The sequence below is a fragment of the Pseudoalteromonas sp. NZS11 genome (assembly GCF_015864765.1).
Taxonomy (GTDB): Bacteria; Pseudomonadota; Gammaproteobacteria; order Enterobacterales; family Alteromonadaceae; genus Pseudoalteromonas; species Pseudoalteromonas arctica.
This window is the reverse complement of the sequence record NZ_JADYWP010000004.1, coordinates 507,642-525,249: the sequence shown is the minus strand read 5'-3', so window position 1 is coordinate 525,249 and position 17,608 is coordinate 507,642. Positions and strand designations below refer to the sequence as shown.

9 protein-coding genes and 15 tRNA genes are annotated in these 17,608 nt (G+C 38.8%); 8 read left to right on the top strand and 16 right to left on the bottom strand.

Features of this window, described 5'->3' with window-relative positions:
- Positions 1-215: 215 nt before the first annotated feature.
- The 10 genes from I6E82_RS12035 to I6E82_RS11990 all read right to left on the bottom strand — a co-directional run bounded on the left by I6E82_RS12035 (position 216) and on the right by I6E82_RS11990 (position 5,225).
- Entirely contained in the window at positions 216-482 is a 267-nt protein-coding gene (locus tag I6E82_RS12035) for a DksA/TraR family C4-type zinc finger protein (protein ID WP_101163381.1), read from the bottom strand.
- Between the two features lie 251 nt (positions 483-733).
- Positions 734-3,601 (bottom strand): M16 family metallopeptidase, encoded by a 2,868-nt coding sequence (locus I6E82_RS12030; protein ID WP_197117998.1) that lies wholly within the window; start codon positions 3,599-3,601, stop codon positions 734-736.
- A gap of 282 nt (positions 3,602-3,883) precedes the next feature.
- Positions 3,884-3,959: transfer RNA gene (locus I6E82_RS12025), tRNA-Glu, on the bottom strand.
- A 93-nt stretch (positions 3,960-4,052) separates the two neighbouring features.
- A tRNA-Glu gene (locus tag I6E82_RS12020) sits at positions 4,053-4,128 on the bottom strand.
- Between the two features lie 181 nt (positions 4,129-4,309).
- Positions 4,310-4,385: transfer RNA gene (locus I6E82_RS12015), tRNA-Glu, on the bottom strand.
- Positions 4,386-4,478: 93 nt separating this feature from the next.
- Positions 4,479-4,554: transfer RNA gene (locus I6E82_RS12010), tRNA-Glu, on the bottom strand.
- A gap of 93 nt (positions 4,555-4,647) precedes the next feature.
- A tRNA-Glu gene (locus I6E82_RS12005) sits at positions 4,648-4,723 on the bottom strand.
- Positions 4,724-4,816: 93 nt separating this feature from the next.
- A tRNA-Glu gene (locus I6E82_RS12000) sits at positions 4,817-4,892 on the bottom strand.
- 144 nt (positions 4,893-5,036) lie between these two features.
- A tRNA-Glu gene (locus I6E82_RS11995) sits at positions 5,037-5,112 on the bottom strand.
- A 37-nt stretch (positions 5,113-5,149) separates the two neighbouring features.
- Positions 5,150-5,225 (bottom strand) — tRNA-Ala (locus I6E82_RS11990).
- A gap of 1,169 nt (positions 5,226-6,394) precedes the next feature.
- Between I6E82_RS11990 and I6E82_RS11985 the strand changes: the two genes are divergently transcribed.
- From I6E82_RS11985 to I6E82_RS11950, 8 genes are all read left to right on the top strand, one after another.
- Positions 6,395-6,470 (top strand) — tRNA-Val (locus I6E82_RS11985).
- Positions 6,471-6,623: 153 nt separating this feature from the next.
- Positions 6,624-6,699 (top strand) — tRNA-Val (locus I6E82_RS11980).
- Positions 6,700-6,859: 160 nt separating this feature from the next.
- Positions 6,860-6,935: transfer RNA gene (locus tag I6E82_RS11975), tRNA-Val, on the top strand.
- Between the two features lie 153 nt (positions 6,936-7,088).
- Positions 7,089-7,164, top strand: a tRNA-Val gene (locus tag I6E82_RS11970).
- A gap of 49 nt (positions 7,165-7,213) precedes the next feature.
- Positions 7,214-7,289 (top strand) — tRNA-Val (locus I6E82_RS11965).
- Between the two features lie 32 nt (positions 7,290-7,321).
- A tRNA-Val gene (locus I6E82_RS11960) sits at positions 7,322-7,397 on the top strand.
- 62 nt (positions 7,398-7,459) lie between these two features.
- Positions 7,460-7,535: transfer RNA gene (locus I6E82_RS11955), tRNA-Val, on the top strand.
- 508 nt (positions 7,536-8,043) lie between these two features.
- Positions 8,044-9,690, top strand: coding sequence for a tetratricopeptide repeat-containing response regulator (locus tag I6E82_RS11950; RefSeq protein ID WP_197117997.1), 1,647 nt, complete (start codon positions 8,044-8,046; stop codon positions 9,688-9,690).
- A 4-nt stretch (positions 9,691-9,694) separates the two neighbouring features.
- On the opposite strand, the gene msrB is transcribed toward I6E82_RS11950, so the two are convergent.
- The 6 genes from msrB to I6E82_RS11920 form a co-directional block, all read right to left on the bottom strand.
- Positions 9,695-10,135 carry a peptide-methionine (R)-S-oxide reductase MsrB gene (gene msrB, locus I6E82_RS11945; RefSeq protein WP_197117996.1) on the bottom strand — a complete coding sequence of 147 codons (441 nt, stop codon included), beginning with the start codon at positions 10,133-10,135 and terminating at the stop codon, positions 9,695-9,697.
- A 147-nt stretch (positions 10,136-10,282) separates the two neighbouring features.
- Positions 10,283-10,723: a hypothetical protein gene (locus tag I6E82_RS11940; protein WP_197117995.1), complete on the bottom strand. Its 441-nt coding sequence runs from the start codon at positions 10,721-10,723 to the stop codon at positions 10,283-10,285.
- 2 nt (positions 10,724-10,725) lie between these two features.
- On the bottom strand, positions 10,726-11,244 hold the full coding sequence (locus I6E82_RS11935; protein ID WP_007584017.1) for a DUF2919 domain-containing protein: 519 nt from the start codon (positions 11,242-11,244) through the stop codon (positions 10,726-10,728).
- 10 nt (positions 11,245-11,254) lie between these two features.
- On the bottom strand, positions 11,255-13,273 hold the full coding sequence (gene ligA, locus I6E82_RS11930; protein WP_197117994.1) for an NAD-dependent DNA ligase LigA: 2,019 nt from the start codon (positions 13,271-13,273) through the stop codon (positions 11,255-11,257).
- An 80-nt stretch (positions 13,274-13,353) separates the two neighbouring features.
- Positions 13,354-14,121 (bottom strand): cell division protein ZipA, encoded by a 768-nt coding sequence (gene zipA / locus I6E82_RS11925; protein ID WP_007584012.1) that lies wholly within the window; start codon positions 14,119-14,121, stop codon positions 13,354-13,356.
- Positions 14,122-14,194: 73 nt separating this feature from the next.
- Complete coding sequence (locus I6E82_RS11920) at positions 14,195-17,596, bottom strand: chromosome segregation SMC family protein (protein WP_197117993.1); 3,402 nt, start codon at positions 17,594-17,596, stop codon at positions 14,195-14,197.
- Between the last annotated feature and the right edge of the window lie 12 nt (positions 17,597-17,608).

Sequence of the window (17,608 nt, the reverse complement as noted above, 5' to 3'; positions counted from 1 at the left end):
TAACGTTAAGAAAATTACGCTAGAACTAGGCAAAAATTTTTGTATCTAGTTGTTCTAAATAAAAAATTTTTAACGACGTTATAGTGCAATTTAATTCGTTAAATTGATCAAAGATTTATGCTGGTTGGTATAACTATGGACGGATTTAATTTTATAAATTGTTCAAATATTTATGCAGGTTGGTATTAAATAAAAAGGTGCTTTTCAGCACCTTTTTAACGCAACTGACTATCTTTACTGCCACGTCTATTAAACGATTTAGCGCTAGCATCATTACCTTCTATCGCAGCTTGGCATGTAACACAATAACGCACTCCTGGTAACGCGATCCTTCGTGCTTGTGGGATTTTCTCGTCGCACTCGTCACATAACTCTGCACTTGCGCCAGATATTAAATTGCTTCTTGCATATTGTACGGCGTCGTTAACACTCGCATCAATTTGATCTTGAATTGCACCGTCTCGTGCCCATCCACTTGCCATAAATCCTCCTAATAAAGTTGGATGTTTAAATTTATGCTACCAAATCGAATCTTTATAAGTACTGAATAAAAGAGCTAGGAATGTGATCTTCTTTGAAGGCTTAAGCTACGAAACTATATTTTATATCTTAAGGAAAGGTGCTGTAGTTGCTCCTTGTAATCTACTTCTCACAAAAAGTTCAACACTCTACAATTAGGCAAAAAAAAGCAGCTAAAAAAGCTGCTTTATAATTTCAATGATTTATTTAAATATTAAAGACTGTAGTCAACAACCTTCATACCTAATTTTTCGAGCTCTGGGCGAAGCGTTTTAGCATCACCCACTACTAAATAAATCATGTCTTTAGTATTTAAGTGTTTTTTAGCTAAGGCGTTAACTTCTTCTTTGCTAATATTGCTAACAATCTCATTTCTTTCTTTTACAAAGCTAGGTTTTAAATCGAACTCTAATATTTGTGCTAAAAAGCCAAGTTTTGCATTAGGCGTTTCGTATTTAAGCGCATCTTTTTGATTGATAGCCTTACGCATAAACATAAGCTCTTCGTCAGTGACACCGTTTTGAGCATAGTTATTAAGCTCATTAGTAAACTCTGTAATAGACGCTGCAGTAGAGTCGGCTCTCACCGCTGCAGAAGCGGTAAAGCCACCTGATGTTTTATCACCCCAGAAACGAGAGCGAGCACCGTAAGTGTAGCCTTTATCTTCTCGTAAATTTAGATTGATACGGCTGTTAAACGTGCCACCCAGTGCAAAGTTCATCAAGTTAGCTTTAAAGAACTCACCTGTAATATCTTCAACCATATCGCGTTTACCTATTCGAATTTCTGATTGAGGAGCGTCTGGTTTATCAACCAAATAAATTACATTAGTTTCTACTTTAGGTTCACTGAAATCAACCGCTACTAAGCTCGATTTACCTTTCCAATTTGTAAGTGTAGCTTTAACTTTTGGTTCAATTGTTGACTCTTTTAAATCAGAAACAATAATTACTTGAGCGCCCTGCGGTTTAAAGTTTGCGTTATAAAAAGCTTTAACGTCAGCAAGTGTAATAGCCTCTATACTATTAAGCGTTCCAGTACTTGGAAGTGCAGCTATATTGTTGCCATATAGTAATTTACTATATGTATTAGATGCTAAATACCCAGCATCCTTCATTGAATGTTGAATATTTTGAATGATTTGCTTTTTATTACGCTCAAAGTCATCGGCATTAAATGCTGGTTTAAATAACTTTTCTTCGACAAGCTTTAGCGTTGCATCTACATTTTTGGTTAAGCTAGAAACATACACATTTGTATGTGTTTTATCTGAGTAGATACTTACCTGGCTACCTAGTTTTTCAAGCGCGTTACTCATCTGCTCTGTAGTGTAGTTTTGCGTTGACTCGCTCATTAACGATGCAGTTATTGATGATAAACCCACTTTACTAGCTTGCTCACTGTACAGGCCACCCGGAACTTTAATGAAAATAGCGGTAGTTGGCGTTTCTGTACTTTGAGTACCTAATATTTTAATACCGTTTTCGGTCTTAGTTTGCCAAAGAGTAGGAACATCAACAGCAGGATTTGCGCCGGCCTCTGGATGAGCACTTCGATCAAATGTATCAACAGCTCTTCGTGCCACTAAATCATCAGCTGAAGTTGTAGATGGACCTCCAAAATCATGCGATTTAGGCGTAAAGTTGTCTGGAGCAGCTATAAGTTGAGTTTGCCCTTCTGGTACAACACTCATAATAACGGCAGATTTACCTTTGATATATTGATTAAAAACACGCATAACATCAGCTTTTGTAACTTTGTTATAACGTGCAATCTCATCTTTAGCTGAATTTGGGTTACCTGTAAACGTTTCTGACGCGGCTAGTTGAGAGACTTTTCCTGATACGCTTTGCAGACCAAAAATTGCACCAGATTCTATTTTAGCTTTTACTTTATCTAAATCATCTTGTGTAACGCCACGCTCTTCAAATTCAACAAATGAATCACGAATGATTTTTTCCATATCAGCTAACGTTTTCCCTGCTGTAGGATTTGGTAAAGCATAAAGACTAATTGAACACGCTAACTCTTGGCATGGATGATTTGCACTTGCTTGAACAGCAAGTTGAGTTTTAACTAAGTTTTTGTATAGTAGTGAATTATTACCACCACCCAATATTTCAGCAAGTATATCAAGAGGTGCTTCATCTTCAGAGCGAGCGTAAGTAGTTGGGAAACTCATACTTAATAAAGGTAAATGTACCTTATCTTCCATTGAAATATATCTATCAGCATCTAGTGTTACAGCTGTTTTTTCTACTGTAGGGATTTCAGGGCCTTTTGGAATTGGTGCAAAGTATTTAGTAACTAATGGCAGTATTTCATTAGCGTTGATATCGCCACCAATAGTAAGCGTTGCATTATTAGGACCATACCACTTTAAAAAGAATGCTTTTAAATCATTTACATTTACGCGATTAAGATCGTCCATAAAACCAATTACTGGCCATGAATATGGATGACCATCTGGATACATTGCTTGAGCAACACGTTCACCTAAACGACCATAAGGGCGATTATCAACACGTTGGCCGCGCTCATTTTTTACTGTTTCGCGTTGTACTTCAAATTTTTCTTGGGTTACAGCATCGAGTAAAAAGCCCATTCGATCAGCTTCTAGCCACAACATTTTTTCTAATTGATTTACAGGTACTGTTTCAAAATAATTTGTTCTATCTGAGTTAGTTGTACCATTTAAAGTACCGCCTGCTTCAGATATTATTTTAAAATGTTCCTCATCAGCAACATTCTCTGAACCTTGAAACATCATATGCTCAAAAAAGTGAGCAAAGCCTGACTTACCCAACTCTTCGCGAGCAGAACCAACGTGGTATGTTACATCAACGTGTACTAAGGGATCTGAATGATCCTCATGCACAATTACAGTTAAACCGTTATCTAGTTTATATTTTTTATACGGTATATTGATTTCACCTGCATTAGATTTCACTGATTCAATAAGTGTAACGCCAGGAATTGATGTTTCTGTAACAATATTTTTATCAACAGCTTGAGTTGAGCTATTACATGCAGCCAACCCTGATGCAAGTAAAACAGCAAGTGCAATTTTTGTGAGTTTCATTTTTTAGTCCATATTTAAATTAACTCAATGAGTTTAAAGACTAATTAAAAGTACAACAAGGAATATGGAGCGATTATGGGTTTGGTTTTGTAACAAAGTGTAAATAGATTGATATAAAAATGAAGTGTAAAATGAGGGTATTAATTTGTGGTTTTATTCTAATAACACTGCACTTCCCTATCTAAGTAGTAAATGACATAGCTAAGAAATTGATACTCTTAATAACATCGTGCATATAGAGTGTTATGTAACACTGTTTTATACAATACTTAAAATAGTAAGTGGCGTCCCCAAGGGGATTCGAACCCCTGTTACCGCCGTGAAAGGGCGGTGTCCTAGGCCTCTAGACGATGGGGACACATAAATGTGTCACTAGGACAACTGAATTTTTAGACTCGTTTCAGGCGAGCTTTCTTAATAACACTTCACTTTCCTATTAAAAATAAGTAAGTGGCGTCCCCAAGGGGATTCGAACCCCTGTTACCGCCGTGAAAGGGCGGTGTCCTAGGCCTCTAGACGATGGGGACACATAAATGTGTCACTAGGACAACTGAATTTTTAGACTCGTTTCAGACGAGCTTTCTAATAACACTTCACTTCCCTATTAAAAATAAGTAAGTGGCGTCCCCAAGAGATTAGTACTCTTGATAACGTCGTGCATAGAGAGTGCGGTGTCACACTGCTTTACACAATACTTAAAATAGTAAGTGGCGTCCCCAAGGGGATTCGAACCCCTGTTACCGCCGTGAAAGGGCGGTGTCCTAGGCCTCTAGACGATGGGGACACATAAATGTGTCACTAGGACAACTGAATTTTTAGACTCGTTTCAGACGAGCTTTCTTAATAACACTTCACTTCCCTATTGAAAATAAGTAAGTGGCGTCCCCAAGGGGATTCGAACCCCTGTTACCGCCGTGAAAGGGCGGTGTCCTAGGCCTCTAGACGATGGGGACACATAAATGTGTCACTAGGACAACTGAATTTTTAGACTCGTTTCAGACGAGCTTTCTTAATAACACTTCACTTCCCTATTAAAAATAAGTAAGTGGCGTCCCCAAGGGGATTCGAACCCCTGTTACCGCCGTGAAAGGGCGGTGTCCTAGGCCTCTAGACGATGGGGACACATAAATGTGTCACTAGGACAACTGAATTTTTAAACTCGTTTCAGGCGAGCTTTCTTAATAACACTTCACTTCCCTATTGAAAATAAGTAAGTGGCGTCCCCAAGGGGATTCGAACCCCTGTTACCGCCGTGAAAGGGCGGTGTCCTAGGCCTCTAGACGATGGGGACACATAAATGTGTCACTAGGACAGTTGATAAGTTTAACTCACATCATGAGCTTTAAGGTAATTGCGTTTAATACAAGTAAAGACTCGAGCTTTAATTGTGACGCTATTTTCTCGGTAAAACCGCCTTTAACTAATAAAAGTTAAGTGGCGTCCCCAAGGGGATTCGAACCCCTGTTACCGCCGTGAAAGGGCGGTGTCCTAGGCCTCTAGACGATGGGGACACAGAAAACTGCTACCCTAGGACAAAACACTAATTTTTGGTGGAGCCATGCGGGATCGAACCGCAGACCTCTTCACTGCCAGCGAAGCGCTCTCCCAGCTGAGCTATGGCCCCAACTTAATCAATACCCGCCGTGATAAACACATCGTGTATCGCTTAGTGCGGGGCGCATTCTATGCACCACCCAAAATAAAGTCAACAGTTTTTTACCTAGCTTTATTTAAATGGTTTAATTTTCAACAAACTGGCTATCAAGCGTGCTAAAAAATACAATTTGAATAAGATTCTAGCCCTACTGCTTATAATAACATCACTATATCGCAGCGAATACTTAACAACACCCTACTCCCCTATTTAATGCAACAAAATTGCATCAAAGCAAAGGTATACATTTATATGCAAATTGAACTTATCTAAAAACTACCAATTAAGGCCCCGCCAATCGCCTTAATCTTTTAAAAGTTACAATTGCTTATAATAACCAAAACTTAAATGTGGATTTGAGAGTGCCCACTGCCTTTACTTGCTTAATAACCAGCGTAACTCGTACTCAAAAACTCGATTATTGTTTGAAGAACATTTTTTAAAGAGCATTGTAGCTTCGTAATGCTATGTACAAAACTTCAGGGCGTGTTGATCTTTGGTGGGTGAATTTGCAGCAGTATGTTTGGTTTTTAGGCAAGGCAGAGCCTATGTAGTTTGGTTATTACCCATGAATAGGCGATAACGCCGCATAAAGTCCAAACATGCGCTGCCCTTTGGGTTCAATCCACAAAGGTCAACACGCACTAGTTATATGTGATCTATTTAGTCTTAATCCGAAGGCTATTAGTGAAGTATGAGTATTTACGATTTGGCTAGGTTGGCTTATAAAAATAAAGTAAGTACAAAAATAGAGTTTAGAATGCTGAAAATAGCATTTGTTTTGGGGAGTTTAGATTAAATTCATTTTTAAAGGACCGCTCTATTCACTAAATAACTCGCCCTAATATTAATCCATCTTGCTCATAATCATAAAAACGACTCCAGTAAAAAAAACAATAAGTATCGTGAAGCTAAATTTAAGATTAATAAAATACAATTCCCTACTCACTTTTAGGAGCTTATTAGGTGCTTAATTGAACTGCAATATCAAATTTGATGATAAAATAGACTTCAACCATATCCTATTGTTTATAAAACCTTCATTCAGCACATTTTTATCATTCAAGTGTTGACACATTTCCAACTCTATCTATAATAGCGCCCCACAACAACGCAGCAATGCAATGTTGTTTAGATGTGGGTGATTAGCTCAGTTGGGAGAGCATCGCCCTTACAAGGCGAGGGTCACTGGTTCAAGTCCAGTATCACCCACCACTTTTTAATTAAAGTGTTCACATCTAAATTCTATATGGGTCCTAAGCTCAATTAGAAAATAGAGAGCATTACCGCTACTTACAAGTAACGGCAAAGTTCACTGGTTAAAGTCCAGTACTATTTATTTTAATAGTAGCGTTTTAATTTATATGTGGGTGATTAGCTCAGTTGGGAGAGCATCGCCCTTACAAGGCGAGGGTCACTGGTTCAAGTCCAGTATCACCCACCACATATAAAACCTATTATTATATAATAGTCGTGTTTTAAAATTGTAATATGGGTCGTTAGCTCAGTTACAAGAAAAAAGAGCATCACCGCCTTTTATAAAAGATGGCGAAGTTCACTGGTTAAAGTCCAGTACTATCTATATAGGTAGTAGCATGTAATATGGGTCGTTAGCTCAGTTGGGAGAGCATCGCCCTTACAAGGCGAGGGTCACTGGTTCAAGTCCAGTACGACCCACCATTCTTAGAATGGTGCATATTACAAGAAAATCTAAATGGGTCGTTAGCTCAGTTAGAAAAAAGAGAGCATCACCGCTATTTACAAGTAACGGCGAGGTTCACTGGTTAAAGTCCAGTACTATTTATTTCAATAGTAGCGTTTTAATTTATATGTGGGTGATTAGCTCAGTTGGGAGAGCATCGCCCTTACAAGGCGAGGGTCACTGGTTCAAGTCCAGTATCACCCACCACATATAAAGCCTATTATTATGTTAATAGTCGCGTTTTAAAATTTAATATGGGTCGTTAGCTCAGTTGGGAGAGCATCGCCCTTACAAGGCGAGGGTCACTGGTTCAAGTCCAGTACGACCCACCATTCCTAGAATGGTGCATATTAAAATGTAATTTGGGTGATTAGCTCAGTTGGGAGAGCATCGCCCTTACAAGGCGAGGGTCACTGGTTCAAGTCCAGTATCACCCACCAAATTACATCAAGCGGTTAATTTGATAATAAAGAATTAAATAACAGGCATACCTATTATATGTGGGTGATTAGCTCAGTTGGGAGAGCATCGCCCTTACAAGGCGAGGGTCACTGGTTCAAGTCCAGTATCACCCACCACATATAAATACCATCAGACAACCTCTCTAGTAATAACTCTTTCTTCGCATATTAAATACATTTAAGAACTTTATAAAAACTCAATATATAAATCGTATGTAATTAACTTAGCCGTAAGAAAAAGAGCATCGCCACCCTTTACAAATAATGGCGAGGGTCACTGGTATCAAGCCAAGTAATCACCCACCACATATAAATACCATCAGACAACTTATCTAGTAATAACTCTTTTCCCATATTAAATACGTTTAACTCCTCTTTTTACCTTAAATACATTTCATATTTTTATTTAAATCTAAATTTCCATATCAAAGCACTCATCAAATATAGCGTTATCAATTTTACTTATTTAGTTTTTAATTATGTTATTCGGCTCAGTACCTTCGTAGTTAGATAAACGTATTAGGCAAAGTTAAGTACCTAATAAATACAGCTATCATTTAAATTCCCTTGTAAGGAGTTAAACTGTTGATTATAGTCTGTGTTAAATACAATTACGCTTAAGCCAATGCCAACTAAGATCTATTCAAAAGCCAAAATACTTATAGTAGAAGAGCAACCACTTGCTCAAAGCTATATGAAACAATCGTTAGAAAGGCTTGGCTTTCGGCAGTTGCGCTTTGCTGATCATGCAAATTCTGCAAAAGAGCAGTGTTTAAGTGAAGAATTTGATCTAATCGTTTGCTCATTCAACTTAAATAAACACCAAGATGGCTACCAGCTTTATGAAGAGCTACGTGTAAAGCAACTCATAAAAAGCTCGACTGGCTTTATTTTTATCTCAGCAGAAACAAGTGGCTCACTCGTTCATAGTGTTCTTGAGCTGCAACCTGATGACTTTTTAGTTAAACCTTTTACAGTACAAGAGCTTAAAATACGCATTGAACGAATCTTAAAGCGTAAACACGACTTACAAACAGTGTATTCATTAATTGATGATGGTAACGATTCAAAAGCTATTAAGTTTATTGATACCGCTCTGGATAAAAAAAATAATAATTACAGCCCTATCCTACTTCGCTTAAAAGGTGATGCCTTACTTCGCTTAAAGCGCGCTCAAGATGCAAAAGACTTTTTTAAATCTGTTCTCGACATTCAAAAATTTGCTTGGGCAAAAGTAGGCTTAGTAGAAGCACTTATAGCGAATAACGAACATATTTTGGCGCAGCGAATGCTCAAAACAATGTTAGAGCGCCAAGAAACTCGTTTAGTAGCCCTTGATTTGTTGGGCAGATTAGAAATAAAGCTAAATCAATTTGAGCTAGCACAAAGCTTTTTAAGCCAAGCTGCAGAAATTGCACCGCGAAATATCACACGCCAAAAATCGCTAAGTAATGTGTCGCTAATTAATCATGACTACGAAAAAAGCTATTTAACTCAAAAAGATATAGCCACCTTTGCAAAACACTCAATACACGACCACCCCGATGTATATTTGAATGCAGCACGTGCAGGTATCGACTTTGCGCTAACGACTGATCAAACCGATCAAATTCAACGAATTTCTAGGCAAACCAATCAGTACATTAATGATTTAAAAAAACAGTTTCCTAATAATACAAATCAAGCTCAAATTGATGTACTTAATGCACGACTCCATTACTTAAAAGACGAGCATCAAAAAGCGAAAAAGCTAATTGAACAACTTGATGATGACGATACTCATATCCGATCGGTTGATGGCGCACTTGATAAAGCAAAAGCATTTCATGAACTGGGATTTCATCAGAAGGCGCAAACTTTATTTACTCAAATAATCAGCCACTGTGAAAGACATCCCGCAGTTAGCGACACAACTTACTTGCGTTATATTCAGCAGCAACAAAGTGAGCGACGCGATATTAAAATGGGTCCGAAAGAGCTGAATAACCATGCCGTTAATCAATTTAATAAAGGGCAGTTAAATACTGCGCTGGAAGCTTTTACACAAGCATTTAGAGTCATGCCTCGTAATCAAAGTATCGCACTTAATTTATTACAGTGTCTATTTGATTCAACTAAGCAATCTGGCAGCTCATTTAATATGGATCTTGCTAGAAGGTGCTACGCCCTTCTTGATAAAACTAAATTACAAGCAGATCAGACGCAGCGTTTAGATAAGATTTTGCACATAGCAAAAGAAATGAATTTAGATATTCAAAGCGCTAGTAAATAAAATATTAGAGCTTTTTCATTGATGCGGCATTAACGCAATAACGTAAACCCGTTGGTAATGGACCATCTGGAAAAATATGACCTAAGTGCGAATCGCACACGTTACAAACCACCTCTATGCGCTCCATACCATGACTTGTATCGCTTACATAGCCAATCGCTTCAATTGTCGCAGGTTGCGTAAATGACGGCCAACCAGTACCACTATCAAACTTCTCATCAGCATCAAACAATAGATTATCACAACAAATACACTCATACTTGCCAGGTTCGAGTAATGTACAACTACCCGAGCTACCTGGGCGCTCTGTTCCCTTTTTACGTGTTACGTAGTATTCATCTTCTGATAGTTGCATCCGCCACTGCTCGTCAGTTTTGACTACTTTTTTACTTGGGGTAGGATTGCCATTGGTGGCAAAGTTAATAACATCATTCCACTTCAACATAATAGCCTCATTGAATAGTTGATTAGCTACACTTTATAAAGTCATAAAAAGTACGGCTAATTATTACGTTATTTAATACACTAAAGATCAGCTAAAGAGTGTTGACCGTTTAAGACTAAAACTCGTTCAATCTTAAAGGTAACTTCCTTAGCTAAAGGTAATATTTTGTTTTTCTGAGTCGGTAAGTATTCGTTTAATAAAACTATCTAGCTCTGCTTTTTTTGCAGGTAAACTAACACTCATTTTGCGCTCGTTATTACTGTAAATTATTAGCTCGTCATCCTTAGTCATTATACGATTTATACTTTCAATAACTAACCAATCTGGACCGTGCTTTTTATCAAAAAATCCCATCAAACTAAAAAGTAATAAGTGTTGGGCGTCTCGCTGAATAAAATCCTCTAACCTGTTTCTTGATTTAAATAGAGGCGTTAGCCTATAAACGCTTGAGCAAAAAACAAATACCCATAACCCAAATAACGCTTTAAACCACATAAACTCTAAAAGCTCAGTGCTAATCATTAAAATAATAAGCACTAACCCTATTATCGATATAGCTATCGCTATTTTTTTATTTACGGCGTCCACAACTAATCCCTTTTAAGTCGCTTTTTTTCTTCTGATGCCTTTTCTGTCGGCTCAGGCCAATCATTAAAGAAAACAGTTAAATAGCGGCTTTTCACCAAATACCATAATACCCATAAAACAATCATCATTTGTACTGCTAAAAATGATGAAAATCGATAATGGCTATGCGCTGCTTGAACACTTAACCATGTTAAATCAACAACTGCACATAAAATAAGAGGCCAGCGCATATGTCGCCATATTCTTGCTAACCTGTTGCTTGCACTGTGTGAATCTCGTGGTCTGCGTAAACAAAATAAAATAGTCGGTATTATTGCAATACTTCCAATCGTTATTGCGATAAAAAAATCATTTTTATTTTTAAAAAATAACGACATCAAATCTAGTTCAGGCCTGCGGCTTAAAGCCGCAATAACCCAAATAAAATAACTGCGTAATAACACAAGCACACTTAAATGAAATGCAATAGGCGTACGGTAACTTCCGTACTTATCCCAGTATTCTGGCCCATATCGGCTCATTGTCATTTTCCTAACCGTTATGCTTTATAAGCAACTCAATTAATTCATCTTCAGTTAGTATGTCTATGCCTAGGTCTTGTGCTTTTGTTAGTTTTGAACCTGCTTTTTCACCCGCCACTAACGCATCTGTTTTAGCCGATACGCTACCAGACACCTTGGCACCAAGTTGTTGTAATCGTGCTTTTGCATCATTGCGATTAAGTGTATTAAGCGTACCTGTAAGTACATATGTAAGCCCTGCGAGCGGCTGTTCTTCCTCAGAAGGTGCGCTCAACGCTGGCCAGTTTACACCTTGATCTATCAGCGCATTAACAATTGCTAAATTATGCTCTTCATCAAAAAAACCACGAACATGAGCAGCTACTATTTCGCCTACATCACTTACTTGCGTTAAACTATCAATGCTGGCATTTATTACATTTTCAAGGGTTAGAAAGTGATTAGCTAAATTTTGTGCTGTCGCCTCCCCGGCTTCTCGAATACCTAATGAATATAAAAACTTAGCAAGCGTAGTGCCTTTAGCCTCTTCAAGTGCTGTTACTAAGTTTTTAGCTGACTTAGGTCCCATACGTTCAAGTGACTCAAAATGCCCCTGTTTTAAAATAAACAAATCAGCAGGCGTTTTTATAAGTTCTCTATCGACTAACTGATCAACAATCTTATCGCCAAGACCATCTATATCCAGCGCTTTGCGCGAAGCAAAGTGCTTAATAGCTTGCTTACGCTGTGCAGGACATACAAGTCCACCCGTACAACGGGCTACAGCTTCGCCTTCAACCTTTTCAACATGAGAATCACAGATTGGGCAAGTCGTCGGGAATTCGATATCTCTGGCATCATCAGGTCTGCGTTCAAGTACAACTTGTGTTATTTGTGGGATTACGTCTCCAGCACGGCGAATAATAACTGTATCGCCTACTTTTACGCCTAAACGTGCAACTTCATCACTGTTATGAAGCGTTGCATTTGATACGGTAACGCCACCCACAAAAACAGGCTTCAAACGTGCAACAGGTGTAATGGCGCCAGTACGACCGACTTGAAAATCAACATCAAGTAGTTGGGTTATTTCCTCTTGCGCCGGAAACTTATACGCAATAGCCCAACGAGGAGCACGTGCCACAAAGCCTAAACGCTCTTGTAAGGTCTTTTTATTTATTTTTATTACTACGCCATCAATTTCATATTTAAGCTCACCACGGCGCGTTAAAATATCGCTGTAGTACTCAAGCGCGGCTTTTGGACCTTCAACTAATTTTGTTTCTGGGCACAGAGGTAAACCCCAATCAGTCAACTTTTCTAATTGCTGATAATGATCCTGGGGAATATTGCCATCGGCAACAAGCCCAGTGCTATATGCGTAAAACATGAGTGGGCGCTTAGCGGTAATTTTAGAGTCGAGTTGTCGTAAGCTACCGGCTGCTGCATTACGTGGGTTAACAAATACTTTATCGCCACGCTTTTCTGCTTCAGTATTTAGTTTGTCAAAACCTGCGCTATCCATAAATACTTCGCCGCGCACTTCAAGCTCTTTCGGATAATCGCCACGTAACTTAAGCGGTACATTACGAATTGTTTTTACATTTTGAGTAATGTTTTCACCGGTAAAACCATCACCTCGAGTCGCTGCTTGTACAAGCACACCATCACGATAAATAATTGATACAGCTAAACCATCAAGTTTTGGCTCACAACAAAAAGTAAGCTCATCAGTACTCATTAAACGCTCTTTTATACGGCGATTAAACGCAGTGAATTCTTCTTCACTAAAGGCGTTATCAAGTGAGAGCATGGGTACTTGGTGCGCTACTTGTTCAAATTTACTAAGTGCTGCACCGCCTACTTTTTGTGTAGGTGAGTCGGCGGTTAAAAATTCAGGATGCTCGGTTTCAAGTGCGCTTAGTTCGCGTAATAACCTATCGTATTCAGAATCAGGAATACTGGGGGTGTCGAGCACATAATAATTATAGTTGTGTTGCTCTAATGTAGTACGAAGATGATTAACTTGCTCACTAATGCTGCTAGACATTTAAACCTCAATAAACATAAAAAAAGCCACTTTGACGATTCACCGTCCAGTGGCTTATAAAAATATAATATATGCGTTATTTACGCTGAAAAAGAACGAACCTGCTCAACATATTGTCTTACGCGATCTACTGTCATTTCATTTCGCTCAGCATCTAAAATTTGCGCACCAAATTCATCCGCTAACTTTTTAGCTGCGCTGTGCAACATATTAAATGCAGCTAGACCATCGCCGTCGCACGGTAACGTCATAAATAAGCTTACCCCTGCGGTACTAAACTGTTCCATATTATCAATATCAAACGTACCTGGGTTGTACATATTTACTAATCTAAATAAAACAGGGCCTTGACCAGCCGGATCTAAATGGCGATTAAAAAAGCCTTCCTCAGAATATTTAAAACCTAAAGTGTTAACTGCTGGCAATAATTTACTGCCCTGCATACTAAGCTCTTCTGGCATTTGAATATGTACAATAACAAAGTCAGACATTTGGGCAGGTGCTTCTTCAGCGCTTTGCTCTTTTGCTTCTAGGTCATCAACTATTTCTAGGTCATCTTCAATCGGCACTTCTGGCACGCTTGTATCTATTTGCGGCTCATTTGCATCAAAGTTAAGCTCGCCAAACTGTGGCTCATCACGTTCGTTTTGCATTGGCTCTTTTGGCTCAGCCTCAGTTCGAAACGGTTTAGATGAAGCTGATGCGCTTTCTTGTAATGGTTCAACCCGCTCGTTATCAGATACTTCTGGGCGGTCTTTTTTTCTCACAGACCACAATCCATGTATTAATAAACCACCAATGACAACTACACTGATAATGATTAAAACCCATCTTAATTGTTCGGCCATCCCCTCACCTTTTATTATTTGATATGCCTAAAACCTGTATATTAATTAAAAATAATACACTTGTTATAAAAATTTATGCATGTGCAAGTTGCACAGCCTGCTCTATATCTACAGCAACCATACGCGATACGCCAGGTTCTGCCATAGTAACACCGGTTAATCTACCAGCCATTTCCATCGCAATTTTATTATGACTAATATAAATAAACTGCACTGATTGTGACATTTCTTCAACCAAACGGCAAAAACGCACAACGTTGGCATCATCCAATGGTGCATCTACTTCGTCCAGCATACAGAAAGGAGCTGGATTGAGCCTGAATATAGAAAACACTAATGATAATGCGGTCAGCGCTTTTTCTCCACCACTTAACAAATGAATTGTTGAATTTTTCTTACCCGGTGGTCTTGCCATTATACTAACACCACTTTCGAGTAAATCGTCACTGGTTAATTCTAAATACGCACTACCACCACCAAAAACTTTAGGAAATAGCTCTGCAAAGTCTTCGTTAACTTGATCGAACGTCGCTTTAAAGCGTGTTTTGGTCTCACTATCAATTTTACGAATTGCACCTTCAAGGGTACTTAACGCTTTTGTTAAATCATCTAATTGATTATCAAGATAATCACTACGAGCTTTAGCTAAATCAAACTCTTCTATTGCCGCTAAGTTTACTGCACCTAATTTATCTAACTGATTAGTAAATCCGGTTAACTGATTTTGCGCTGCACTTAAATTCAATGAATCAGGTAATTCATCAAGTATTGCTTTTAAGCTTTGCTTTAGCTCTTCTAATGGTTCGAGCGCAACTTGCGCTTTTATTAGTAAGCTTTGCTCTTCAATTGTTAGCTTTTGATGCTGCTCTTGCAAGCCCACCAGCTCACCTTGTGAGTTTTTAAGACTTGCTTGCTTGCTATTTAAACTTTCTTTAGCGTGAGCTAATTCTTTTTGTAGCATTACCAGGGCCTGCTCACCTTTTTGATGCTGTACTAAAAACTGCGTTATTTTATCGCTAAGCTCTTGCTCTGGTATAAGCAGTTCTTCTATTTCATTGAGTAATTCTTGTGCACCTTCAGATGCACTAACGTGCTCTTGCTCTGCATGGCTCAATTTGGTTTGGCTTAACTGCCATTCACTGCGTGCCTTTTGCTCTGAGAGCGTTGCCTTATGCGCTTGCGTTTTATATTGCTCAAGCATGCTTAATGCTTCGCTATAACTTTTATCACTTTGTGAGCGCAGGCTATTTGCAGCGTCTAACTCATCCGTTAAGTTGAGTTGCTGCTCATTTAACACTTCAAATTGCTCTGTTTGCTCATCAAGCACGGTATTTAATTGCAAAAGCTGGGTGGTTAATTGCTGTTTTTGTTGCTGTAGCTTTTCTAGTTGCAGCTTAAAGTGCGCTACTTGCTGTTTAAGCATATCGCTGCGTGTACCGGCTACTGCTATATTTTGCGCAAGCTCATGTATGGCTTCTTTTAGCTCGCTTTGCTCGTTAATTAACTTTATTTGATCAGCTGTATGTTCATCACGAGTGTGTGTTACTTGTTTTAGCTCATCCTCGGCATTGGTTAACTGCTGAGCTTTATCCTGCAACTGCTTATGTTTTAAAAGCAATGAGTTTTCGGCATTTCGATCGGCACTTACATGCCAGTTACGACCATATAAAGCACCGTTTTTATCCATAACGGCTGTATAATAAGCATCTTTTAAGAGCGTTAGATCACCGCTCTCGCTATAAGCAATGCGCGTTAAATGATCTGGGTACACGCCGCTTGTTATGAATGCCGCTAAGCTATTTTCAGCAATGTGCTTACCACTAATTGGCCACACACTATTATCAGCTTGCTGCTCACTTACATTTAAGTGCTCTAGCGATTTAAGTGCTTGCTCTATTAAGGGCTCAAAGCCTTCTTTAACACTTAGCTGATTAAACAAACCATTAGTACTTTCACTTTCTTCATCAAGCCCTAATGTACTTTTAAGCCCCGTTATACTGGCTTTTAACTCATTTATTGTTTGAGTAAGCGTCGAATATTGCTTTTGTGAGTTATTAACACGCTCATTTTGCACTTCAAGCTGAGCACTGCACTGCGTGTGCGCTGTTTGTTTAGCGGCAAGTTCTTGGGTTAATGTTTGTGTTTGCTGTGTTTGCTGCGTTAATTGTTGTTCTACATCGCTACTTTGTAAGTCAGTAAGCTGCGCATTTAACTGATCAATTTGCTCGTTAACGTGGCTTATTTGCTGCTGAGTTTGTTTAATGTGACTGCTATGCAGTTGCGCATTATTATTAAGTTGCTGCTGTTGCTCACACAAAGTTTGCCAGTGTGTATTGTGGCGCTGCTTCAGCGCTAATAATTCCTCAAGCTCATGCGTTAACTTCCTTACTTGCTCTTCGCACATTAACGCGTTTTCACTTGCCTCTTGCAGGGTTTCATTTAGTTGCTCGCACACAATTTGCTGCTGCGTTTTAACTTCAGTGCTATGGGTTTGGCGTTGCTGTAATTTAATTAAATTTTGTTTAAGCGTTTGAGTTTGTTGCTTTACATTTATTTGCTGTTGCTCAGCGCGGGTAAGCTCGGTGTGTATTACATGTTGCTGATGTTGTGCATCGCTTAGTTTATCTTGCTGAGCTTGTACTTGCCCTTCTAAGCTTGCAAGTACATCGTCATGCCCTGAGTTAGCAGTTTTAAAAAACGAAATTTGATCGTTCAGTTTTTTAATTAGAGTACTTTTTTCAAGTTGTTGCTGATGTAACTTTTGCCATTTTAAAACCGCAATTTGCCCTTTTAACGTTCGCTCTTGCGCTTTTAACTCGCGGTATTTTTTTGCATCAACCGACTGCACAGCCAATTTATCTAACTGGCTTTGCAGCTCTTTACGCACATCTAACAAACGCTCAAGGTTTTCGCGGGTGCTTTTAATGCGTGTTTGTGTTTCGCGGCGGCGCTCTTTGTATTTAGAAACACCAGCAGCTTCTTCTAAAAATACGCGTAATTCTTGTGGTTTACTTTCTATTAAGCGCGAGATCATCCCTTGCTCAATAATTGCGTAACTACGCGGACCAAGACCTGTACCTAAAAATATATCGGTAATATCACGCTTACGGCATTTACTGCCATTTAAAAAGTACAGCGATAGCCCGTCGCGCGTTACTAAGCGTTTAATGGCAATTTGGTTTCTGTCGGCAAATGTGTTTGAAGGACTACCTTTATCGTTATCAAAAACAAGCTCTACAGAAGCTTGTGATATGGCTTTACGATTAGTTGAGCCATTAAAAATAACGTCGGTCATGGCATCGCCACGCAGGTTTTTAGCAGAGCTTTCACCTAGCACCCATCGTACTGCATCAATAACGTTAGATTTGCCACAGCCATTAGGGCCTACAACACACGTCATTTGATCAGGAAATGGAATTTTAGTGGGCTCTACAAACGATTTAAAGCCCGCTAATTTAATAGTGCTTAAGCGCATCTTATTGTTATT